Source organism: Enterobacter cloacae complex sp. 2015409 (genome assembly GCF_041365315.1).
Taxonomy (GTDB): Bacteria; Pseudomonadota; Gammaproteobacteria; order Enterobacterales; family Enterobacteriaceae; genus Enterobacter; species Enterobacter pseudoroggenkampii.
Window position 1 is genome coordinate 62,214 of record NZ_JBFTVM010000008.1, and the last position, 15,671, is coordinate 77,884.

The 15,671-nt window shown below is 54.8% G+C and carries 14 protein-coding genes; 1 reads left to right on the plus strand and 13 read right to left on the minus strand.

Going from position 1 to position 15,671, the window contains the following annotated elements:
• Window positions 1–67: 67 nt before the first annotated feature.
• Window positions 68–1,405: an adenine permease AdeP gene (gene adeP / locus ACDO57_RS21930; protein WP_148769901.1), complete on the minus strand. Its 1,338-nt coding sequence runs from the start codon at window positions 1,403–1,405 to the stop codon at window positions 68–70.
• A 165-nt stretch (window positions 1,406–1,570) separates the two neighbouring features.
• Between adeP and yieH the strand changes: the two genes are divergently transcribed.
• Window positions 1,571–2,236, plus strand: coding sequence for a 6-phosphogluconate phosphatase (yieH, locus tag ACDO57_RS21935; protein WP_370884590.1), 666 nt, complete (start codon window positions 1,571–1,573; stop codon window positions 2,234–2,236).
• An 85-nt stretch (window positions 2,237–2,321) separates the two neighbouring features.
• Here yieH and phoU read toward each other — a convergent pair whose 3' ends face one another.
• The 12 genes from phoU to atpH form a co-directional block, all read right to left on the minus strand.
• Window positions 2,322–3,047, minus strand: coding sequence for a phosphate signaling complex protein PhoU (gene phoU, locus ACDO57_RS21940; protein ID WP_008500182.1), 726 nt, complete (start codon window positions 3,045–3,047; stop codon window positions 2,322–2,324).
• A gap of 26 nt (window positions 3,048–3,073) precedes the next feature.
• Entirely contained in the window at window positions 3,074–3,847 is a 774-nt protein-coding gene (gene pstB / locus ACDO57_RS21945) for a phosphate ABC transporter ATP-binding protein PstB (RefSeq protein ID WP_008500183.1), read from the minus strand.
• 47 nt (window positions 3,848–3,894) lie between these two features.
• Window positions 3,895–4,785 (minus strand): phosphate ABC transporter permease PstA, encoded by an 891-nt coding sequence (gene pstA, locus ACDO57_RS21950; protein WP_024907882.1) that lies wholly within the window; start codon window positions 4,783–4,785, stop codon window positions 3,895–3,897.
• Complete coding sequence (pstC, locus tag ACDO57_RS21955; protein WP_024907883.1) at window positions 4,785–5,744, minus strand: phosphate ABC transporter permease PstC; 960 nt, start codon at window positions 5,742–5,744, stop codon at window positions 4,785–4,787. The genes pstA and pstC overlap by 1 nt, the downstream gene beginning before the upstream one ends.
• A gap of 128 nt (window positions 5,745–5,872) precedes the next feature.
• On the minus strand, window positions 5,873–6,913 hold the full coding sequence (gene pstS / locus ACDO57_RS21960; RefSeq protein ID WP_024907884.1) for a phosphate ABC transporter substrate-binding protein PstS: 1,041 nt from the start codon (window positions 6,911–6,913) through the stop codon (window positions 5,873–5,875).
• A 321-nt stretch (window positions 6,914–7,234) separates the two neighbouring features.
• Window positions 7,235–9,064: a glutamine--fructose-6-phosphate transaminase (isomerizing) gene (gene glmS / locus ACDO57_RS21965; protein ID WP_331413971.1), complete on the minus strand. Its 1,830-nt coding sequence runs from the start codon at window positions 9,062–9,064 to the stop codon at window positions 7,235–7,237.
• Between the two features lie 238 nt (window positions 9,065–9,302).
• Entirely contained in the window at window positions 9,303–10,673 is a 1,371-nt protein-coding gene (gene glmU / locus ACDO57_RS21970) for a bifunctional UDP-N-acetylglucosamine diphosphorylase/glucosamine-1-phosphate N-acetyltransferase GlmU (RefSeq protein WP_024907885.1), read from the minus strand.
• 138 nt (window positions 10,674–10,811) lie between these two features.
• Window positions 10,812–11,231 (minus strand): F0F1 ATP synthase subunit epsilon, encoded by a 420-nt coding sequence (locus ACDO57_RS21975; RefSeq protein ID WP_006177560.1) that lies wholly within the window; start codon window positions 11,229–11,231, stop codon window positions 10,812–10,814.
• A 20-nt stretch (window positions 11,232–11,251) separates the two neighbouring features.
• On the minus strand, window positions 11,252–12,634 hold the full coding sequence (gene atpD, locus ACDO57_RS21980; protein WP_006177559.1) for a F0F1 ATP synthase subunit beta: 1,383 nt from the start codon (window positions 12,632–12,634) through the stop codon (window positions 11,252–11,254).
• Between the two features lie 31 nt (window positions 12,635–12,665).
• Window positions 12,666–13,529, minus strand: coding sequence for a F0F1 ATP synthase subunit gamma (atpG, locus tag ACDO57_RS21985; RefSeq protein WP_024907886.1), 864 nt, complete (start codon window positions 13,527–13,529; stop codon window positions 12,666–12,668).
• Window positions 13,530–13,580: 51 nt separating this feature from the next.
• Window positions 13,581–15,122 (minus strand): F0F1 ATP synthase subunit alpha, encoded by a 1,542-nt coding sequence (gene atpA / locus ACDO57_RS21990; protein WP_006808751.1) that lies wholly within the window; start codon window positions 15,120–15,122, stop codon window positions 13,581–13,583.
• Between the two features lie 12 nt (window positions 15,123–15,134).
• The gene (gene atpH / locus ACDO57_RS21995; RefSeq protein ID WP_024907887.1) at window positions 15,135–15,668 is read right to left on the minus strand and encodes a F0F1 ATP synthase subunit delta; all 534 of its coding nucleotides are present in this window, start codon (window positions 15,666–15,668) and stop codon (window positions 15,135–15,137) included.
• Window positions 15,669–15,671: the final 3 nt, after the last annotated feature.

Genomic DNA, 15,671 nt, shown 5'->3' on the forward strand with positions numbered 1-15,671 from the left:
CTTACCGGGCCTACACTCGTCAGTAGGTCAGGTAAGCGAAGCGCCACCTGACACCACAAACCGCACCTTAGTGCGCGTCAATAAACACAATCTTCAGTACAAACAGCAGCGCCACAACGATGACGCACGGGCTGAGGTCGCGGAAGCGGCCGGTACCGATCTTCATTACGCAGTAAGAGATAAAGCCCAGCGCGATACCTTCGGTAATCGAGAAGCTGAACGGCATCATCACGGCGGTAATAAACGCCGGCACCGCTTCGGTTAAATCATCCCACTTCACGCGTGACAGACTGGAGGTCATCAGCACACCCACGTAGATCAGCGCACCCGCCGCCGCGTACGGTGGAACCATACCCGCCAGCGGAGAGAGGAAGATCACCAGCAGGAACAGAATACCCACGACCACCGCCGTCAGGCCGGTACGGCCGCCCACGGACACGCCGGAAGAAGATTCAATGTACGCGGTAACAGACGAGGTTCCGATAAACGCACCGGTTACAGAGGAGACGCTGTCCACAAACAGCGCCTGCTTCATGCGCGGGAATTTCCCTTTTTCATCCGCCAGACCCGCTTTATCGGTCACGCCAATCAGCGTGCCGGAGGAGTCGAACAGGTTCACCAGCATGAAGGAGAAAATCACGCCCGCCAGGCCCAGGTTCAGGGAGCCCGCCAGATCGACGTGACCAACAACGGTAGAGATGCTCGGTGGCGCGGAAACGATGCCGTTATAGTGAACGTCGCCCAGCATCCAGCCCAGCAGCGTGGTCACCACGATGGACACCAGCACCGCCGCGTGAATATTACGGGAAGCCAGGATCGCGATGATAAAGAAGCCCAGCACGCCCAGCAGCACGTTATGAGAGGTCAGGTGACCGATGCTCACCAGCGTATCCGGGTTCGCCACGATAACGCCGGCGTTTTTCAGCCCCATCATACCGATGAACAGACCAATACCGCTGGTGATGCCCACGCGCAGGCTCACAGGAATGTTCGCAATCATCCAGTAACGCACGCGGAAAATGGTCAGCAGCAGCAGACCAACCGCGCCCCAGAAGATGGCGCCCATGCCAACCTGCCACGGCAGCCCCATCGCCTGAACGACCACGAATGCGAAGAACGCATTCAGGCCCATCGCCGGGGCCAGCGCAACCGGCAGGTTAGCGAACACACCCATCAGAATGCTGCCAAGGGCCGCAATCAGGCAGGTGGTTACAAAGACGGCGCTGGTATCCATGCCAGCAACGCCCAGAATTTGAGGGTTAACAAAAACGATATAGACCATCGTCAGGAAGGTGGTGAAACCCGCGATCACTTCGGTGCGTGCCGTTGTGCCGTGCTCGCGCAGTTTGAAAACGCGCTCAAGCAGACCCTGACCAGACGTCTGGGTAGTGTGTTGTTGACTCATCATCAATTTCCGAACAAGGAGGGAAAATTCGTCGCTATCCTATACCAAAATGCGACAATAGTGGCGGTTACGTGATACTTTTTTCATTGAATTTGCTTATACGGCAACGATTGCGTTCCGGCGAACTGCCGCACGTAAACGTTAAACTGGTTAAAAGGGAAAGGCATGTCCGGAATTGAAGCGGTATTTTTCGACTGCGACGGTACGCTGGTCGACAGTGAGGTCATTTGTTCCCGCGCGTATGTGGCCATGTTCCAGGAATTTGGCATTACGCTGGAACTCGAAGAGGTGTTTAAACGCTTTAAGGGCGTGAAGCTCTACGAGATCATCGACATCATTAACGAAGAACACGGCGTCGTTCTGGAGAAAGCGGCTCTGGAACCGGTGTACCGCGCCGAGGTTGCACGCCTGTTCGATTCGGAGCTGGGGGTGATTCCGGGCGCAAACGCGCTGCTGGATACCATGACGGTGCCGATCTGCGTGGTCTCCAACGGCCCGGTCAGCAAAATGCAGCACTCGCTGGGCAAGCTTGAGATGCTGCACCACTTCCCGGAAAAACTGTTCAGTGGCTACGATATCCAGCGCTGGAAGCCGGACCCGGCACTGATGTTCCATGCGGCGAAAGCGATGGGCGTCAACGTAGAGAACTGCATTCTGGTGGATGACTCATCTGCTGGCGCGCAGTCGGGGATTGATGCGGGAATGGAGGTGTTTTACTTCTGCGCCGACCCGCACAACAAGCCGATCGATCATCCAAAAGTCACGACCTTCACCGATCTGGCGCAGTTGCCCGCGCTGTGGAAGGCGCGCGGATGGGATATTACTCGCTGAAAAAACAAAGCCGGATGGCGCTAACGCTTATCCGGCCTACAGGGCTAGTAGGGCGGGTAAGCGCTAGTGCCACCCGCCACAAACATTACTCTTTCGGATCTTTACCCGCCAGCAGCTTATCCAGCTCGTCGCCGCCCACGTGACGGAAGTCCTGACCCTTCACGAAGTAGAAAATGTATTCGCAAATGTTCTGGCAGCGGTCGCCGATACGCTCGATGGAGCGCGCGCAGAACAGGGCAGTCAGTACGCTTGGGATCGTACGGGAATCTTCCATCATGTAGGTCATCAGCTGACGCACGATGCCTTCATACTCCTGGTCGACCTTCTTGTCTTCACGGTAGATACGCACCGCTTCGTCCAGGTCCATACGCGCAAAGGCATCCAGCACGTCGTGCAGCATCTGCACGGTGTGACGGCCCAGCGACTCCAGACTCACCAGCAGCGGCTGGTGCTGCTGAGAGAACTTCTCCAGCGCGGTGCGGCAGATTTTATCGGCCACGTCACCAATACGCTCCAGCTCGGCGATGGTTTTGATGATTGCCATCACCAGACGCAGGTCGCTCGCCGTCGGCTGACGTTTCGCGATAATGCGCACGCAGGCCTCGTCGATAGCGACTTCCATCATGTTGACGTTTTTGTCGCCTTCAATGACGCGCTTCGCCAGCTCGCTGTCCTGGTTGTGCATTGCCGTAATTGCATCAGAAAGCTGCTGCTCAACCATGCCACCCATGGTCATCACCTGCGTGCGGATGCTTTCCAGCTCTGCGTTGAACTGGCCTGAAATATGTTTATTAAGATTGAGGTTGTCCATGGTTTCTCCACATGCACTAAGGCAAATCAACCGTAGCGGCCAGTAATATAATCTTCGGTTTGTTTCTTCGCGGGCTTAGTGAACAGATCGTCCGTGTTGCTGAACTCAATCAATTCACCCAGGTACATAAACGCCGTGTGATCGGAGCAACGTGCAGCCTGCTGCATGTTATGGGTCACGATAACCACGGTGTAATCCTGCTTCAGTTCGGTGATCAGCTCTTCAATGCGGCCGGTTGAGATCGGGTCCAGCGCTGAACACGGCTCATCCAGCAGCAACACTTCAGGGCGAATCGCAATACCGCGCGCAATGCACAGACGCTGCTGCTGACCACCGGAGAGAGAGTAACCGCTCTGGTGCAACTTATCTTTGGTTTCGTTCCATAATGCGGCCTTGGTCAAAGCCCACTGCACGCGCTCGTCCATATCGGCACGGGAGAGCTTTTCAAACAGGCGAACGCCAAAGGCGATGTTGTCATAAATGGACATCGGGAACGGTGTGGGTTTCTGGAATACCATCCCCACTTTCGCGCGCAGCAGGGCAATATCCTGAGCCTGGGTCAGAATGTTTTCGCCGTCGAGGATGATTTCCCCTTCAGCGCGCTGCTCCGGATAGAGCGAATACATTTTGTTAAAGGTACGCAGCAGCGTGGATTTCCCACAGCCGGACGGACCGATAAATGCCGTGACCTGGTTCTTGGCGATATCCAGGTTGATGTTCTTCAGGGCATGGAATTTGCCGTAGTAGAAGTTCAAATCACGAACCTGAATCTTACCCGGGGCAGTATCAACCATACTCATTGACTCATTTCCTCATTCGGCGCCGCGAGCTGCCGCGCCGTAAAAAATTAACCGTGTTTCTTCTTCGCGAAAATGACGCGCGCCAGAATGTTCAGCAACAGTACGCAAAGGGTAATGATCAGCACCCCGGCCCAGGCCAGCTGCTGCCATTCCGCGAATGGGCTCATCGCAAATTTAAAGATCGTTACCGGCAGGTTGGCGATCGGCTGCATCATGTCCGTGCTCCAGAACTGATTGGAGAGGGACGTAAACAGCAGCGGCGCCGTTTCACCCGCGATACGCGCAACCGCCAGCAGGATACCGGTCATGATCCCGGAGACCGACGCCTTCAGCGTAATCGCCGAGATCATCTTCCATTTCGGCGTACCCAGCGCATAAGCCGCTTCACGCAGGCTGTCCGGCACCAGTTTCAGCATGTTCTCGGTGGTTCGAATCACAATCGGCACCTGCAGCAGCGCCAGTGCAATCACACCCGCCCAGCCGGAGAAGTGTTCCATCTGCGCCACCACCACGGTGTATACAAACAGACCCACGACGATAGACGGTGCAGACAGCAGAATGTCGTTGATGAAGCGAATGACTTCCGCCAGCCAGGATTTACGACCGTATTCTGCCAGGTAGATGCCCGCCATGATGCCCAGCGGCGTGCCGAAGACCGTCGCCCAGAGGATCAGCAGTCCGCTGCCCGCCAGGGCATTCGCCAGGCCACCACCCGCCGTGTTCGGCGGCGGCGTCATTTCGGTGAACAGCGACAGTGACATTCCGTCAATTCCGCGAACAACCGTCGAGAAGAGGATCCAGACCAGCCAGAACAGGCCGAATGCCATCGTCGCCATAGAGAGCGTCAGGGCAATGCGGTTTTTCATGCGGCGTCTGGCCTGCATTTTACGGCGAGATTCCGCCAGTTCAGCGGTAGCTTGCATTTCGAGAGTAGCCATTAGCGTGCCCCCTCATTTTTAGCGAGACGCATAATCATCAGCTTGGAAATCGCCAGAACAATGAAGGTGATAACGAACAGAATCAGACCCAGCTCCATCAGCGCCGCCACGTGCAGACCCGATTCCGCTTCCGCAAATTCATTCGCCAGCGCCGAGGTAATACTGTTACCCGGCATGTAGAGCGACGCGCTGTCGAGCTGGTAGGTGTTACCGATGATAAAGGTAACCGCCATGGTTTCACCCAGCGCACGACCTAAGCCCAGCATCACGCCCCCGATCACCCCATTTTTGGTGAACGGAAGGACGATGCGCCAGATCACTTCCCAGGTGGTGCAGCCGATACCGTAGGCCGACTCTTTCATCATCACCGGCGTTTGTTCGAAGACATCGCGCATAACCGCCGCAATGTACGGAATAATCATGATGGCGAGGATCACACCTGCCGCCAGAATGCCAATACCGAAAGCCGGGCCAGAGAACAGGGCCCCCACAAACGGAATGGCAGAAAGAACGTTACCGACCGGTTCCTGGAAGTATGTGGCGAACAGGGGAGCAAAGATGAACAGGCCCCACATGCCGTAGACGATACTTGGAATGGCTGCCAGCAGTTCGATGGCAATACCCAGCGGGCGCCGCAGCCAGCCCGGCGCCAGTTCCGTCAGGAACAGGGCAATACCAAAGCTTACCGGAACCGCAATCAGAAGGGCGATGAACGAGGTCATCAACGTGCCGTAAATCGGCACCAGGGCACCGTAGATGTCGTTCGGCGCGTCCCACTCTTTGGTCCACAGGAAGGAGAAACCGAATTTCTGGATGCTCGGCCATGAGGAGAAAATCAGAGACACGATAATGCCGCCCAGCAGCAATAGCACAATCAGCGCAGCCAGTTTAACCAGCGCGCTGAAAATCATGTCACCTTTTTTACCCGGAGGGTTAAATGCAGGCTTGGTTGCAGCCATAAATTACTCTTCTGTTTGAGACGTTTTTACGAATATGCCCGGTGGCGCTAACGCTTACCGGGCCTACAGCTTAAACCGTAGGGCGGGTAAGCGCAGCGCCACCCGCCATCTTCGTTAAATATATCCTGTTAGTACAGCGCTTTACCGCTGCTGTCTTTCACGTTGGTTTTCCATGCAGCGCGAATCTGCTCAACCACGTTGTCCGGCAGGGTGGCGTAATCCAGAGCGTTAGCCTGTTTGCCGCCGTTTTTGTATGCCCAGTCGAAGAACTTCAGCACTTCGGTGCCCTGCTCAGGTTTCTTCTGCTCTTTGTGAACCAGGATGAAGGTGGTAGAGGTGATTGGCCATGCACCTTCGCCTTTCTGGTTAGTCAGATCCTGCGCGAACGATTTGCTCCAGTCAGCGCCTTTGGCGGCGTTAGCAAAGTTCTCTTCGGTTGGGCTAACCGGTTTGCCGTCGGCTGAAACCAGTTTGGTGTAGGACAGGTTGTTCTGCTTAGCGTACGCATACTCTACGTAGCCGATGGAGCCAGGCAGACGCTGTACGAACGCGGCGATACCGTCGTTACCTTTACCGCCCAGACCGGTTGGCCAGTTAACGGTAGAGCCGGAGCCGACTTTAGATTTCCACTCTTCGTTCACTTTTGCCAGGTAGCTGGTGAACACGAAAGAGGTACCGGAACCATCCGCGCGGCGAACCACGGCGATGTTCTGAGAAGGCAGCTTCAGGCCTGGGTTGAGTTTGGCGATCGCTTCGTCATCCCATTTTTTGATTTTGCCCAGGTAGATGTCACCCAGGGTTTTGCCGTCCAGCACCAGCTCGCCCGACTTCACGCCCGGCAGGTTGATGGCCAGGACCACGCCACCGATCACGGTCGGGAACTGGAACAGGCCTTCCTGAGCCAGTTTGTCATCAGACAGTGGAGCGTCAGACGCGCCGAAATCAACCGTGTTCGCGGTAATTTGTTTAACGCCACCGGAGGAGCCGATACCCTGATAGTTAACCTTGTTACCGGTTTCTTTCTGGTAGGTATCCGCCCATTTGGCATACACCGGCGCAGGGAAGGTTGCACCAGCGCCAGTCAGGCTTGCTTCTGCAAATACAGAGAACGCGCTCAGAGATAAGGTCGCGGCGACAACAGTTGCGACAGTGGTACGCATAACTTTCATAATGTCTCCTGCAAGATTTTCGTAAATCGTTGTTTAGTGGCTACGATGAGCAAAATAGGACAAACAGGTGACAGATAAATGTACGAATTATGACAGTTTTATGACAATGGAAATTTCACTTAAAAAACAGTAAAAGAAAACTTATTTTTCAATGCGTTAGCCACTTTTATGACAAGACGTTTTCAGAAATATTTTCTTTATGTGACACTGAAAAAAGTAGCTGAAGATGACAAATTGTCATTATTAAAAATGAGAAAGGATTGATGAAAAACAAACCAGGCAGGATAAAAAAGCTCCACCCGAAGGTGGAGCCTGAAGGGATTATTCTACGGTAACCGATTTCGCCAGGTTACGCGGCTGGTCGACGTCGGTGCCTTTGATCAGCGCCACGTGATAGGCCAGCAGCTGCAGCGGAACGGTGTAGAAGATGGGTGCAATCACCTCTTCCACATGCGGCATCTCGATGATGTGCATGTTGTCATTGCTGACAAAACCGGCATCTTTGTCGGCGAAGACGTACAGGACACCACCGCGGGCGCGGACTTCTTCGATGTTAGATTTCAGTTTTTCCAGCAGTTCGTTGTTTGGTGCCACAACGATGACCGGCATATCCGCGTCAATCAGCGCCAGCGGGCCGTGTTTCAGCTCGCCTGCCGCATAGGCTTCAGCGTGAATGTAGGAGATCTCTTTCAGCTTCAGCGCGCCTTCCAGCGCAATCGGATACTGATCGCCACGACCCAGGAACAGGGCGTGATGTTTATCAGAGAAGTCTTCCGCCAGCGCTTCAATGCGTTTGTCCTGAGACAGCATCTGCTCAATGCGGCTCGGCAGCGCCTGCAGGCCGTGAACGATGTCGTGCTCAACGGAAGCATCTTCGCCTTTCAAACGCGCCAGCTTCGCCACCAGCATCAGCAGAACGGTCAGCTGAGTGGTAAACGCTTTGGTGGAGGCCACGCCGATTTCGGTGCCAGCGTTGGTCATCAGCGCCAGATCGGATTCACGCACCAGGGAAGAGCCAGGAACGTTACAGATGGCCAGCGAGCCCAGGTAACCCAGCTCTTTAGAGAGACGCAGCGCGGCCAGCGTGTCCGCCGTTTCGCCAGACTGAGAAAGGGTGATCATCAGGCTGTTACGACGCACCGCAGATTTGCGATAGCGGAATTCAGACGCGATTTCCACATCGCACGGCACGCCCGCCAGGGATTCAAACCAGTAGCGAGAAACCATACCGGAGTTGTATGAGGTGCCGCAGGCCACGATCTGAATATGCTCGACCTTGCCGAGCAGTTCGTTCGCGTTTGCGCCCAGCTCGCTCAGATCCACTTCACCGTGGCTGATGCGCCCGGTCAGGGTGTTTTTGATGGCGTTTGGCTGCTCGTAAATCTCTTTCTGCATGTAGTGACGGTAAGCGCCTTTATCGCCCGCGTCGTACTGCAGATTCGATTCGATCTCCTGACGTTTCACCTGCTCGCCTTTGGTATCGAACACGGTCACGCTGCGGCGAGTCACTTCCGCGATATCACCCTCTTCGAGGAAGATAAAGCGACGGGTAACCGGCAGGAGCGCCAGCTGGTCAGAAGCGATGAAGTTTTCGCCCATGCCCAGGCCGATAACCATCGGACTACCGGAACGCGCGGCCAGCAGCGTGGACGGGTCGCGGGAATCCATGATCACCGTACCGTACGCACCGCGCAGCTGAGGGATAGCACGCAGAACCGCATCACGCAGTGTGCCGCCCTGCTCCAGCTCCCAGTGCACCAGGTGAGCAATCACTTCGGTGTCAGTTTCAGAGACGAAGGTATAGCCGCGCGCTTTCAGTTCTTCGCGCAGCGGTTCGTGGTTTTCGATAATGCCGTTGTGCACAACCACGATGTGTTCAGACACATGCGGGTGCGCGTTACCTTCAGACGGTTCACCGTGCGTCGCCCAGCGGGTGTGCGCAATACCGGTTCCACCGTGCAGCGGATGTTCTTCCGCGGCCTGGGCCAGCATCTGCACTTTTCCGAGACGACGCAGACGGGTCATATGGCCTTCTGCATCGACGACAGCCAGACCGGCTGAGTCGTAACCACGGTATTCCAGACGACGTAAACCTTCGAGAAGGATTTCAGCAATATCACGCTGCGCAACTGCGCCAACAATTCCACACATAATTTTAGATTCCGAATTTAGGCATTATGCCTGCGTTGTCGCTGACCTGTATTTGCCCTTTCCGGGCGCCCCGAGCCTTGTAGAGAGTGGGGTTATTTTTATGGGTACTGCTTGTGGGGGGAGGATTATATTATCCCCTCACCCCGGCCCTCTCCCCAAAGGGGCGAGGGAGAAAAACACCGCACCGAACGATCCCCTCTCCCCTGTGGGGAGAGGGTTAGGGTGAGGGGTAAATCCGTTACTTTTTCTTCACCGGGCGTTTCCAGCCCTGCTTGCTGACCTGCGGAACGCGGCTTAACACCAGCGCGTTCTCGGCCACATCGCGCGTGACGGTTGTTCCGGCGGCAATGGTCACCCCGTTACCCACGGTAACAGGCGCCACCAGCTGCGTATCGGAGCCAACGAACACGTCATCACCGATGATGGTTTTAAACTTATTCGCGCCGTCATAGTTACAGGTAATCGTCCCTGCACCAATATTCACGTTATTGCCAATTTCCGCGTCGCCAAGATAGGTCAGATGACCGGCTTTCGAGCCTTTACCCAGACGCGCTTTTTTCATTTCCACGAAGTTACCCACGTGAGCGCCTTCCAGCAGCTCAGCGCCCGGGCGCAGACGCGCAAACGGGCCGATGGTACAGGCGGCATCCAGACGGGCATCTTCCACCACGCTGTACGGGCTGATTTCGCAGTCGTCACCGATGACGCTGTTTTTAATCACGCAGCCGGTGCCAATTTTGACGCGGTTGCCCAGCGTCACGTTACCCTCGAGGATAACGTTAGTATCAATCTCAACGTCACGCCCGTGAGATAACGAACCACGCAGATCGAAACGCGCCGGATCGCGCAGCATCACGCCCGCCAGCAGCAGTTTTTCGGCCTGCTCGGACTGATAAATACGCTCAAGACGGGAAAGCTGCAGGCGGTTGTTCACACCGTCCGTTTCGCTGATGCGCGCCGGATGAACGGCGGCAATTTCACGCCCTTCGTGGTACGCCATCGCAATGATGTCGGTGATGTAGTATTCACCCTGCGCGTTGTTGTTGTTGAGTTTGGACAGCCAGCGCTTCATATCCGCGCCATTGGCAATCAGGATACCGGTGTTGATCTCCTGAATCTTGCGCTGTTCGTCGCTGGCATCTTTATGCTCAACAATACCCGTGACGTTACCGTTTTCACGGGTGATGCGGCCATAACCGCTCGGATCGTCCAGCACGACGGTCAACAAACCGATGCCGCCCTGCGGTTTGGCTGCACGCAGACGAGTCAGTGTTTCAACGGAGATCAGCGGGACATCGCCGTAGAGCATCAAAATGTCTTCGTCATCCGCAAAGAAAGGCGCTGCCTGCTGCATCGCATGGCCTGTACCCAACTGTTCGGCCTGAAGCACCCAGTTGAGCTTGTCATCGCTCAGCGTCTTTTTAAGCAGATCGCCACCGTGGCCGTAGACCAGGTGGACCTGACTCGCACCCAGTTCATTCGCTGCATCAATGACATGCTGCACCATTGGCTTTCCTGCAAGCGTGTGGAGCACCTTAGGCAGATCGGAATACATGCGGGTCCCTTTGCCTGCGGCAAGGATCACCACGCTCATCGCACTGTTTGACATACGCATCCTGACGGTAGTTTGAGTGAGAAGTAAAAACGTTTGATGCTTAAAATTCTACATCTTTTTCATCATGAATTAAGGCCGAAAAAAAAAGCCAGCCTGGTATCCAGACTGGCTTTTGTGCTTTTCAAGCCGGTGTTACATCGCTTTTTTGGTCAACTCGATAACGCGCAGTTTCGCGATCGCTTTGGCCAGCTCCGCAGACGCCTGAGCGTAATCCACGTCACCATGAGAGCTGCTAATGTGCTCTTCAGCCTTACGCTTCGATTCCAGGGCTCGCGCTTCGTCGAGATCCTGGCCACGGATAGCGGTATCGGCCAGAACGGTCACACTGCCTGGCTGCACTTCAAGAATGCCGCCGGACAGATAGATAAACTCTTCGTGACCGAACTGTTTAACGATGCGGATCATACCAGGCTTAATGGCGGTGAGCAGCGGTGCGTGACCCGGGAAGATACCCAGTTCACCTTCACTACCCGTTACCTGGATTTTCTCGACCAGACCAGAGAACATTTGTTGCTCTGCGCTGACGACGTCCAGGTGGTAAGTCATTGCCATATCACCCTCCGATTAAGGCGTTAAAGTTTTTTGGCTTTTTCCACGGCTTCGTCGATGGAACCAACCATGTAGAACGCCTGCTCCGGCAGGTGATCGTATTCGCCTTCCATGATGCCTTTAAAGCCACGGATGGTGTCTTTCAGGGAAACGTATTTACCCGGAGAACCGGTGAATACTTCCGCAACGAAGAATGGCTGGGACAGGAAGCGCTGGATCTTACGCGCACGTGCTACCACCAGTTTGTCTTCTTCAGACAGTTCATCCATACCCAGGATGGCGATGATGTCTTTCAGTTCCTGGTAACGCTGCAGCAGGGACTGTACGCCACGCGCGGTGTCGTAGTGTTCCTGACCAACAACCAGTGGATCCAGCTGACGGCTGGTGGAGTCCAGCGGGTCAACGGCTGGGTAGATACCCAGAGACGCGATCTGACGGCTCAGTACCACGGTTGCATCTAAGTGCGCAAAGGTGGTGGCTGGTGATGGGTCAGTCAAGTCATCCGCAGGTACGTATACCGCCTGAACGGAGGTGATAGAACCGGTTTTGGTAGAGGTGATACGTTCCTGAAGAACACCCATCTCTTCCGCCAGCGTAGGCTGATAACCTACCGCTGAAGGCATACGACCCAGCAGTGCAGATACTTCAGTACCGGCCAGGGTGTAACGATAGATGTTATCAACGAACAGCAGAACGTCACGGCCTTCGTCACGGAATTTCTCAGCCATAGTCAGACCGGTCAGCGCAACGCGCAGACGGTTTCCTGGTGGCTCGTTCATCTGGCCGTAAACCAGGGATACTTTGTCCAGAACGTTGGAGTCGGTCATTTCGTGGTAGAAGTCGTTACCCTCACGAGTACGTTCACCTACGCCCGCAAACACAGAGTAACCGGAGTGCTCGATCGCGATGTTACGGATCAGCTCCATCATGTTTACGGTTTTACCTACGCCCGCACCACCGAACAGACCGACTTTACCGCCCTTCGCGAACGGACACATCAGGTCGATAACTTTGATACCGGTTTCCAGCAGTTCCTGAGAGCTGGACAGCTCTTCGTAGGAAGGTGCCGCGCGGTGGATAGCCCAACGCTCTTCTTCACCGATGTCGCCTTTCATGTCGATTGGTTGACCCAATACGTTCATGATACGACCCAGTGTTGCTTTACCTACCGGGACTTCGATCGGGTGCTCAAGGTCTTTTACTTCCAGACCACGACGCAGACCGTCGGAAGAACCCATCGCGATGGTACGCACGATACCGCCGCCGAGCTGCTGCTGAACTTCCAGCACCAGGCTCTCGTTACCATTCTGTACCTCAAGCGCGTCGTACACGCGTGGTACGGCGTCCTGAGGGAACTCGACGTCCACCACGGCGCCGATTACCTGGACAATCTTTCCAGTAGCCATCTTGAATCCTCTACGTAATTCGTAAACCTGGTTAAACCGCGGCGGCCCCCGAGACGATCTCGGTGAGTTCCTGAGTAATGCTGGCCTGACGAGCTTTGTTGTAAACCAACTGCAGCTCTTTAATCAGGCTGCCGCCATTATCGGTCGCGGCTTTCATCGCCACCATTCGTGCGGCCTGCTCGCTGGCCAGGTTTTCTACAACGCCCTGATAAACCTGAGATTCAACGTAACGACGCAGCAGGGTATCCAGCAGCGGTTTCGGATCGGGTTCATACAGGTAATCCCAGGTTTTTTGCTTCAGCTCGCCATCTTCTGATGCCGGTAACGGCAGCATCTGCGTGAGCGTTGGAACCTGAGACATGGTGTTAATGAATTTGTTGCTGACAACGTACAGTCTGTCCAGACGGCCTTCATCATAAGCCTGCAACATCACTTTAACCGGGCCGATCAGTTCGGACAGGGACGGGTTATCACCCATACCGGTCACCTGAGCGACAATGTTGCCACCAACGGAGTTAAAGAAAGAGACGCCTTTAGAGCCGATCATTGCGATATCGCACTGAACGCCTTTTTCAGACCATGCTTTCATATCCGCCAGCAGTTTTTTGAACAGGTTAATGTTCAAGCCGCCACACAGACCACGGTCGGTCGACACCACCAGGTAGCCCACGCGCTTAACGTCGCGTTCTTCCAGGTAAGGGTGCTTATATTCCAGATTACCGTTTGCAAGGTGACCAATCACTTTGCGCATGGTTTCTGCATAAGGACGGCTGGCCGCCATGCGATCCTGCGATTTACGCATTTTGGAAGCGGCGACCATCTCCATCGCTTTAGTGATCTTTTGCGTGTTCTGGACGCTTGCGATCTTACTACGTATCTCTTTTGCGCCGGCCATGAGCTTCTCCTCAATGCCAGGCGGCTTGTCCTGAGACAAGCCGCCGGACGATTACCAGGATTGGGTTGCTTTGAAGGAATCGAGGATAGCTTTCAGCTTGCCTTCGATTTCGTCGTTATAGCCACCGGTCTGGTTGATCTCTTGCATCAGCGGAGCGTGATCACGGTCGACGTAAGCCAGCAGAGCGGCTTCGAAGCTACCGATTTTCGCCAGTTCCACATCTTCGAGGTAACCGCGTTCAGCCGCGAACAGAACCAGGCCCTGCTGAGCAACAGACATTGGTGCGTACTGTTTCTGCTTCAGCAGCTCGGTCACTTTCTGACCGTGGCTCAGCTGTTTACGGGTTGCTTCGTCCAGATCGGATGCGAACTGAGAGAACGCAGCCAGTTCACGATACTGTGCCAGTGCGGTACGGATACCACCGGACAGTTTCTTGATGATCTTGGTCTGAGCAGCACCACCAACACGGGATACGGAGATACCCGGGTTAACTGCCGGACGAATACCGGAGTTAAACAGGTTGGTTTCCAGGAAGATCTGACCATCGGTAATGGAGATTACGTTGGTCGGAACGAACGCAGAAACGTCACCCGCCTGGGTTTCAATGATCGGCAGAGCGGTCAGAGAGCCCGTTTTACCCTTCACTTCACCTTTGGTGAAGTTCTCGACGTATTCCGCGTTAACGCGGGAAGCACGCTCCAGCAGACGAGAATGGAGGTAGAATACGTCGCCAGGGAACGCTTCACGTCCAGGTGGACGACGGAGCAGCAGGGAAACCTGACGATAAGCAACAGCCTGTTTAGACAGGTCATCGTATACGATCAGTGCATCTTCACCGCGGTCACGGAAGTATTCGCCCATTGCGCAACCGGCGTATGGCGCCAGGTATTGCAGTGCAGCAGATTCAGACGCAGTTGCTACCACAACGATGGTGTTAGACAGTGCGCCGTGTTCTTCCAGTTTACGAACCACGTTAGAAATGGTGGAAGCTTTCTGGCCGATGGCCACGTACACGCATTTGATGCCGGAGTCACGCTGGTTGATGATGGCGTCGATAGCCATCGCGGTTTTACCGGTCTGACGGTCACCGATGATCAATTCACGCTGACCACGACCGATTGGAATCATGGCATCAACGGACTTATAACCTGTCTGAACAGGCTGATCTACGGACTGACGGTCGATAACGCCTGGTGCGATAACTTCGATTGGGGAGAAGCCATCGTGCTCAACCGGACCTTTACCGTCGATTGGCGCACCCAGGGTGTTAACAACGCGACCCAGCAGGCCACGGCCAACCGGCACTTCCAGAATACGGCCAGTACACTTAACCTTCATGCCTTCGGCGAGGTCAGCGTATGGACCCATCACAACTGCACCTACGGAGTCGCGCTCCAGGTTCAGTGCGATAGCGTAACGGTTACCCGGCAGGGAAATCATCTCACCCTGCATACAATCGGCCAGGCCGTGGATGCGGATAACACCGTCACTTACAGAAACAATAGTACCTTCGTTGTGAGCTTCACTCACAACACTGAACTGAGCAATGCGCTGCTTGATCAGTTCGCTGATTTCGGTGGAATTCAGTTGCATGCTCCAGTCCCCTTAAGACTGCAAGACGTCTGCAAGGCGTTCAAGACGGCCGCGTACGCTGCCATCAATGACCATATCACCCGAGCGGATGATTACGCCTGCCATTACAGACTTATCGATTTTGCAATTCAGCTTAACTTTGCGTGACAGACGTTTTTCCATCGCGGCGGTGATTTTCGCAAGCTGTTCGTTACTCAGTTCAGTCGCAGAAGTCACTTCAACTTCAGCGGTTGCTTCACTAAGGGCACGTAAGTGCTCAAACTGCTCGAGAACATCCGGGAGCACACGGAGACGACCATTTTCTGCCATCACCTTAATCAGGTTCTGGCCGTTGGCATCCAGTTGCTCTCCGCACACGGCGATAAACGACGCGGCGAGAGTTTCAGGTGCTAACGCACCGGAAAGCAACTCAGCCATTTGTTCGTTTTTCGTCACCTCAGCGGCAAACGCCAGCATATCCTGCCAGCGATCGACATTGTGGTGTTCGACAGCAAAGTCAAAAGCTGCTTTGGCGTAGGGGCGAGCTACCGTAACAAATTCAGACATCAG

Excerpts from the sequence above, each read along its gene's own strand:
- adeP (WP_148769901.1), bottom strand. The coding sequence starts at position 1,405 with ATGAGTCAACAACACACTACCCAGACGTCTGGTCAGGGTCTGCTTGAG.
- yieH (WP_370884590.1), top strand. The coding sequence starts at position 1,571 with ATGTCCGGAATTGAAGCGGTATTTTTCGACTGCGACGGTACGCTGGTC.
- phoU (WP_008500182.1), bottom strand. The coding sequence starts at position 3,047 with ATGGACAACCTCAATCTTAATAAACATATTTCAGGCCAGTTCAACGCA.
- pstB (WP_008500183.1), bottom strand. The coding sequence starts at position 3,847 with ATGAGTATGGTTGATACTGCCCCGGGTAAGATTCAGGTTCGTGATTTG.
- pstA (WP_024907882.1), bottom strand. The coding sequence starts at position 4,785 with ATGGCTACTCTCGAAATGCAAGCTACCGCTGAACTGGCGGAATCTCGC.
- pstC (WP_024907883.1), bottom strand. The coding sequence starts at position 5,744 with ATGGCTGCAACCAAGCCTGCATTTAACCCTCCGGGTAAAAAAGGTGAC.
- pstS (WP_024907884.1), bottom strand. The coding sequence starts at position 6,913 with ATGAAAGTTATGCGTACCACTGTCGCAACTGTTGTCGCCGCGACCTTA.
- glmS (WP_331413971.1), bottom strand. The coding sequence starts at position 9,064 with ATGTGTGGAATTGTTGGCGCAGTTGCGCAGCGTGATATTGCTGAAATC.
- glmU (WP_024907885.1), bottom strand. The coding sequence starts at position 10,673 with ATGTCAAACAGTGCGATGAGCGTGGTGATCCTTGCCGCAGGCAAAGGG.
- ACDO57_RS21975 (WP_006177560.1), bottom strand. The coding sequence starts at position 11,231 with ATGGCAATGACTTACCACCTGGACGTCGTCAGCGCAGAGCAACAAATG.
- atpD (WP_006177559.1), bottom strand. The coding sequence starts at position 12,634 with ATGGCTACTGGAAAGATTGTCCAGGTAATCGGCGCCGTGGTGGACGTC.
- atpG (WP_024907886.1), bottom strand. The coding sequence starts at position 13,529 with ATGGCCGGCGCAAAAGAGATACGTAGTAAGATCGCAAGCGTCCAGAAC.
- atpA (WP_006808751.1), bottom strand. The coding sequence starts at position 15,122 with ATGCAACTGAATTCCACCGAAATCAGCGAACTGATCAAGCAGCGCATT.
- atpH (WP_024907887.1), bottom strand. The coding sequence starts at position 15,668 with ATGTCTGAATTTGTTACGGTAGCTCGCCCCTACGCCAAAGCAGCTTTT.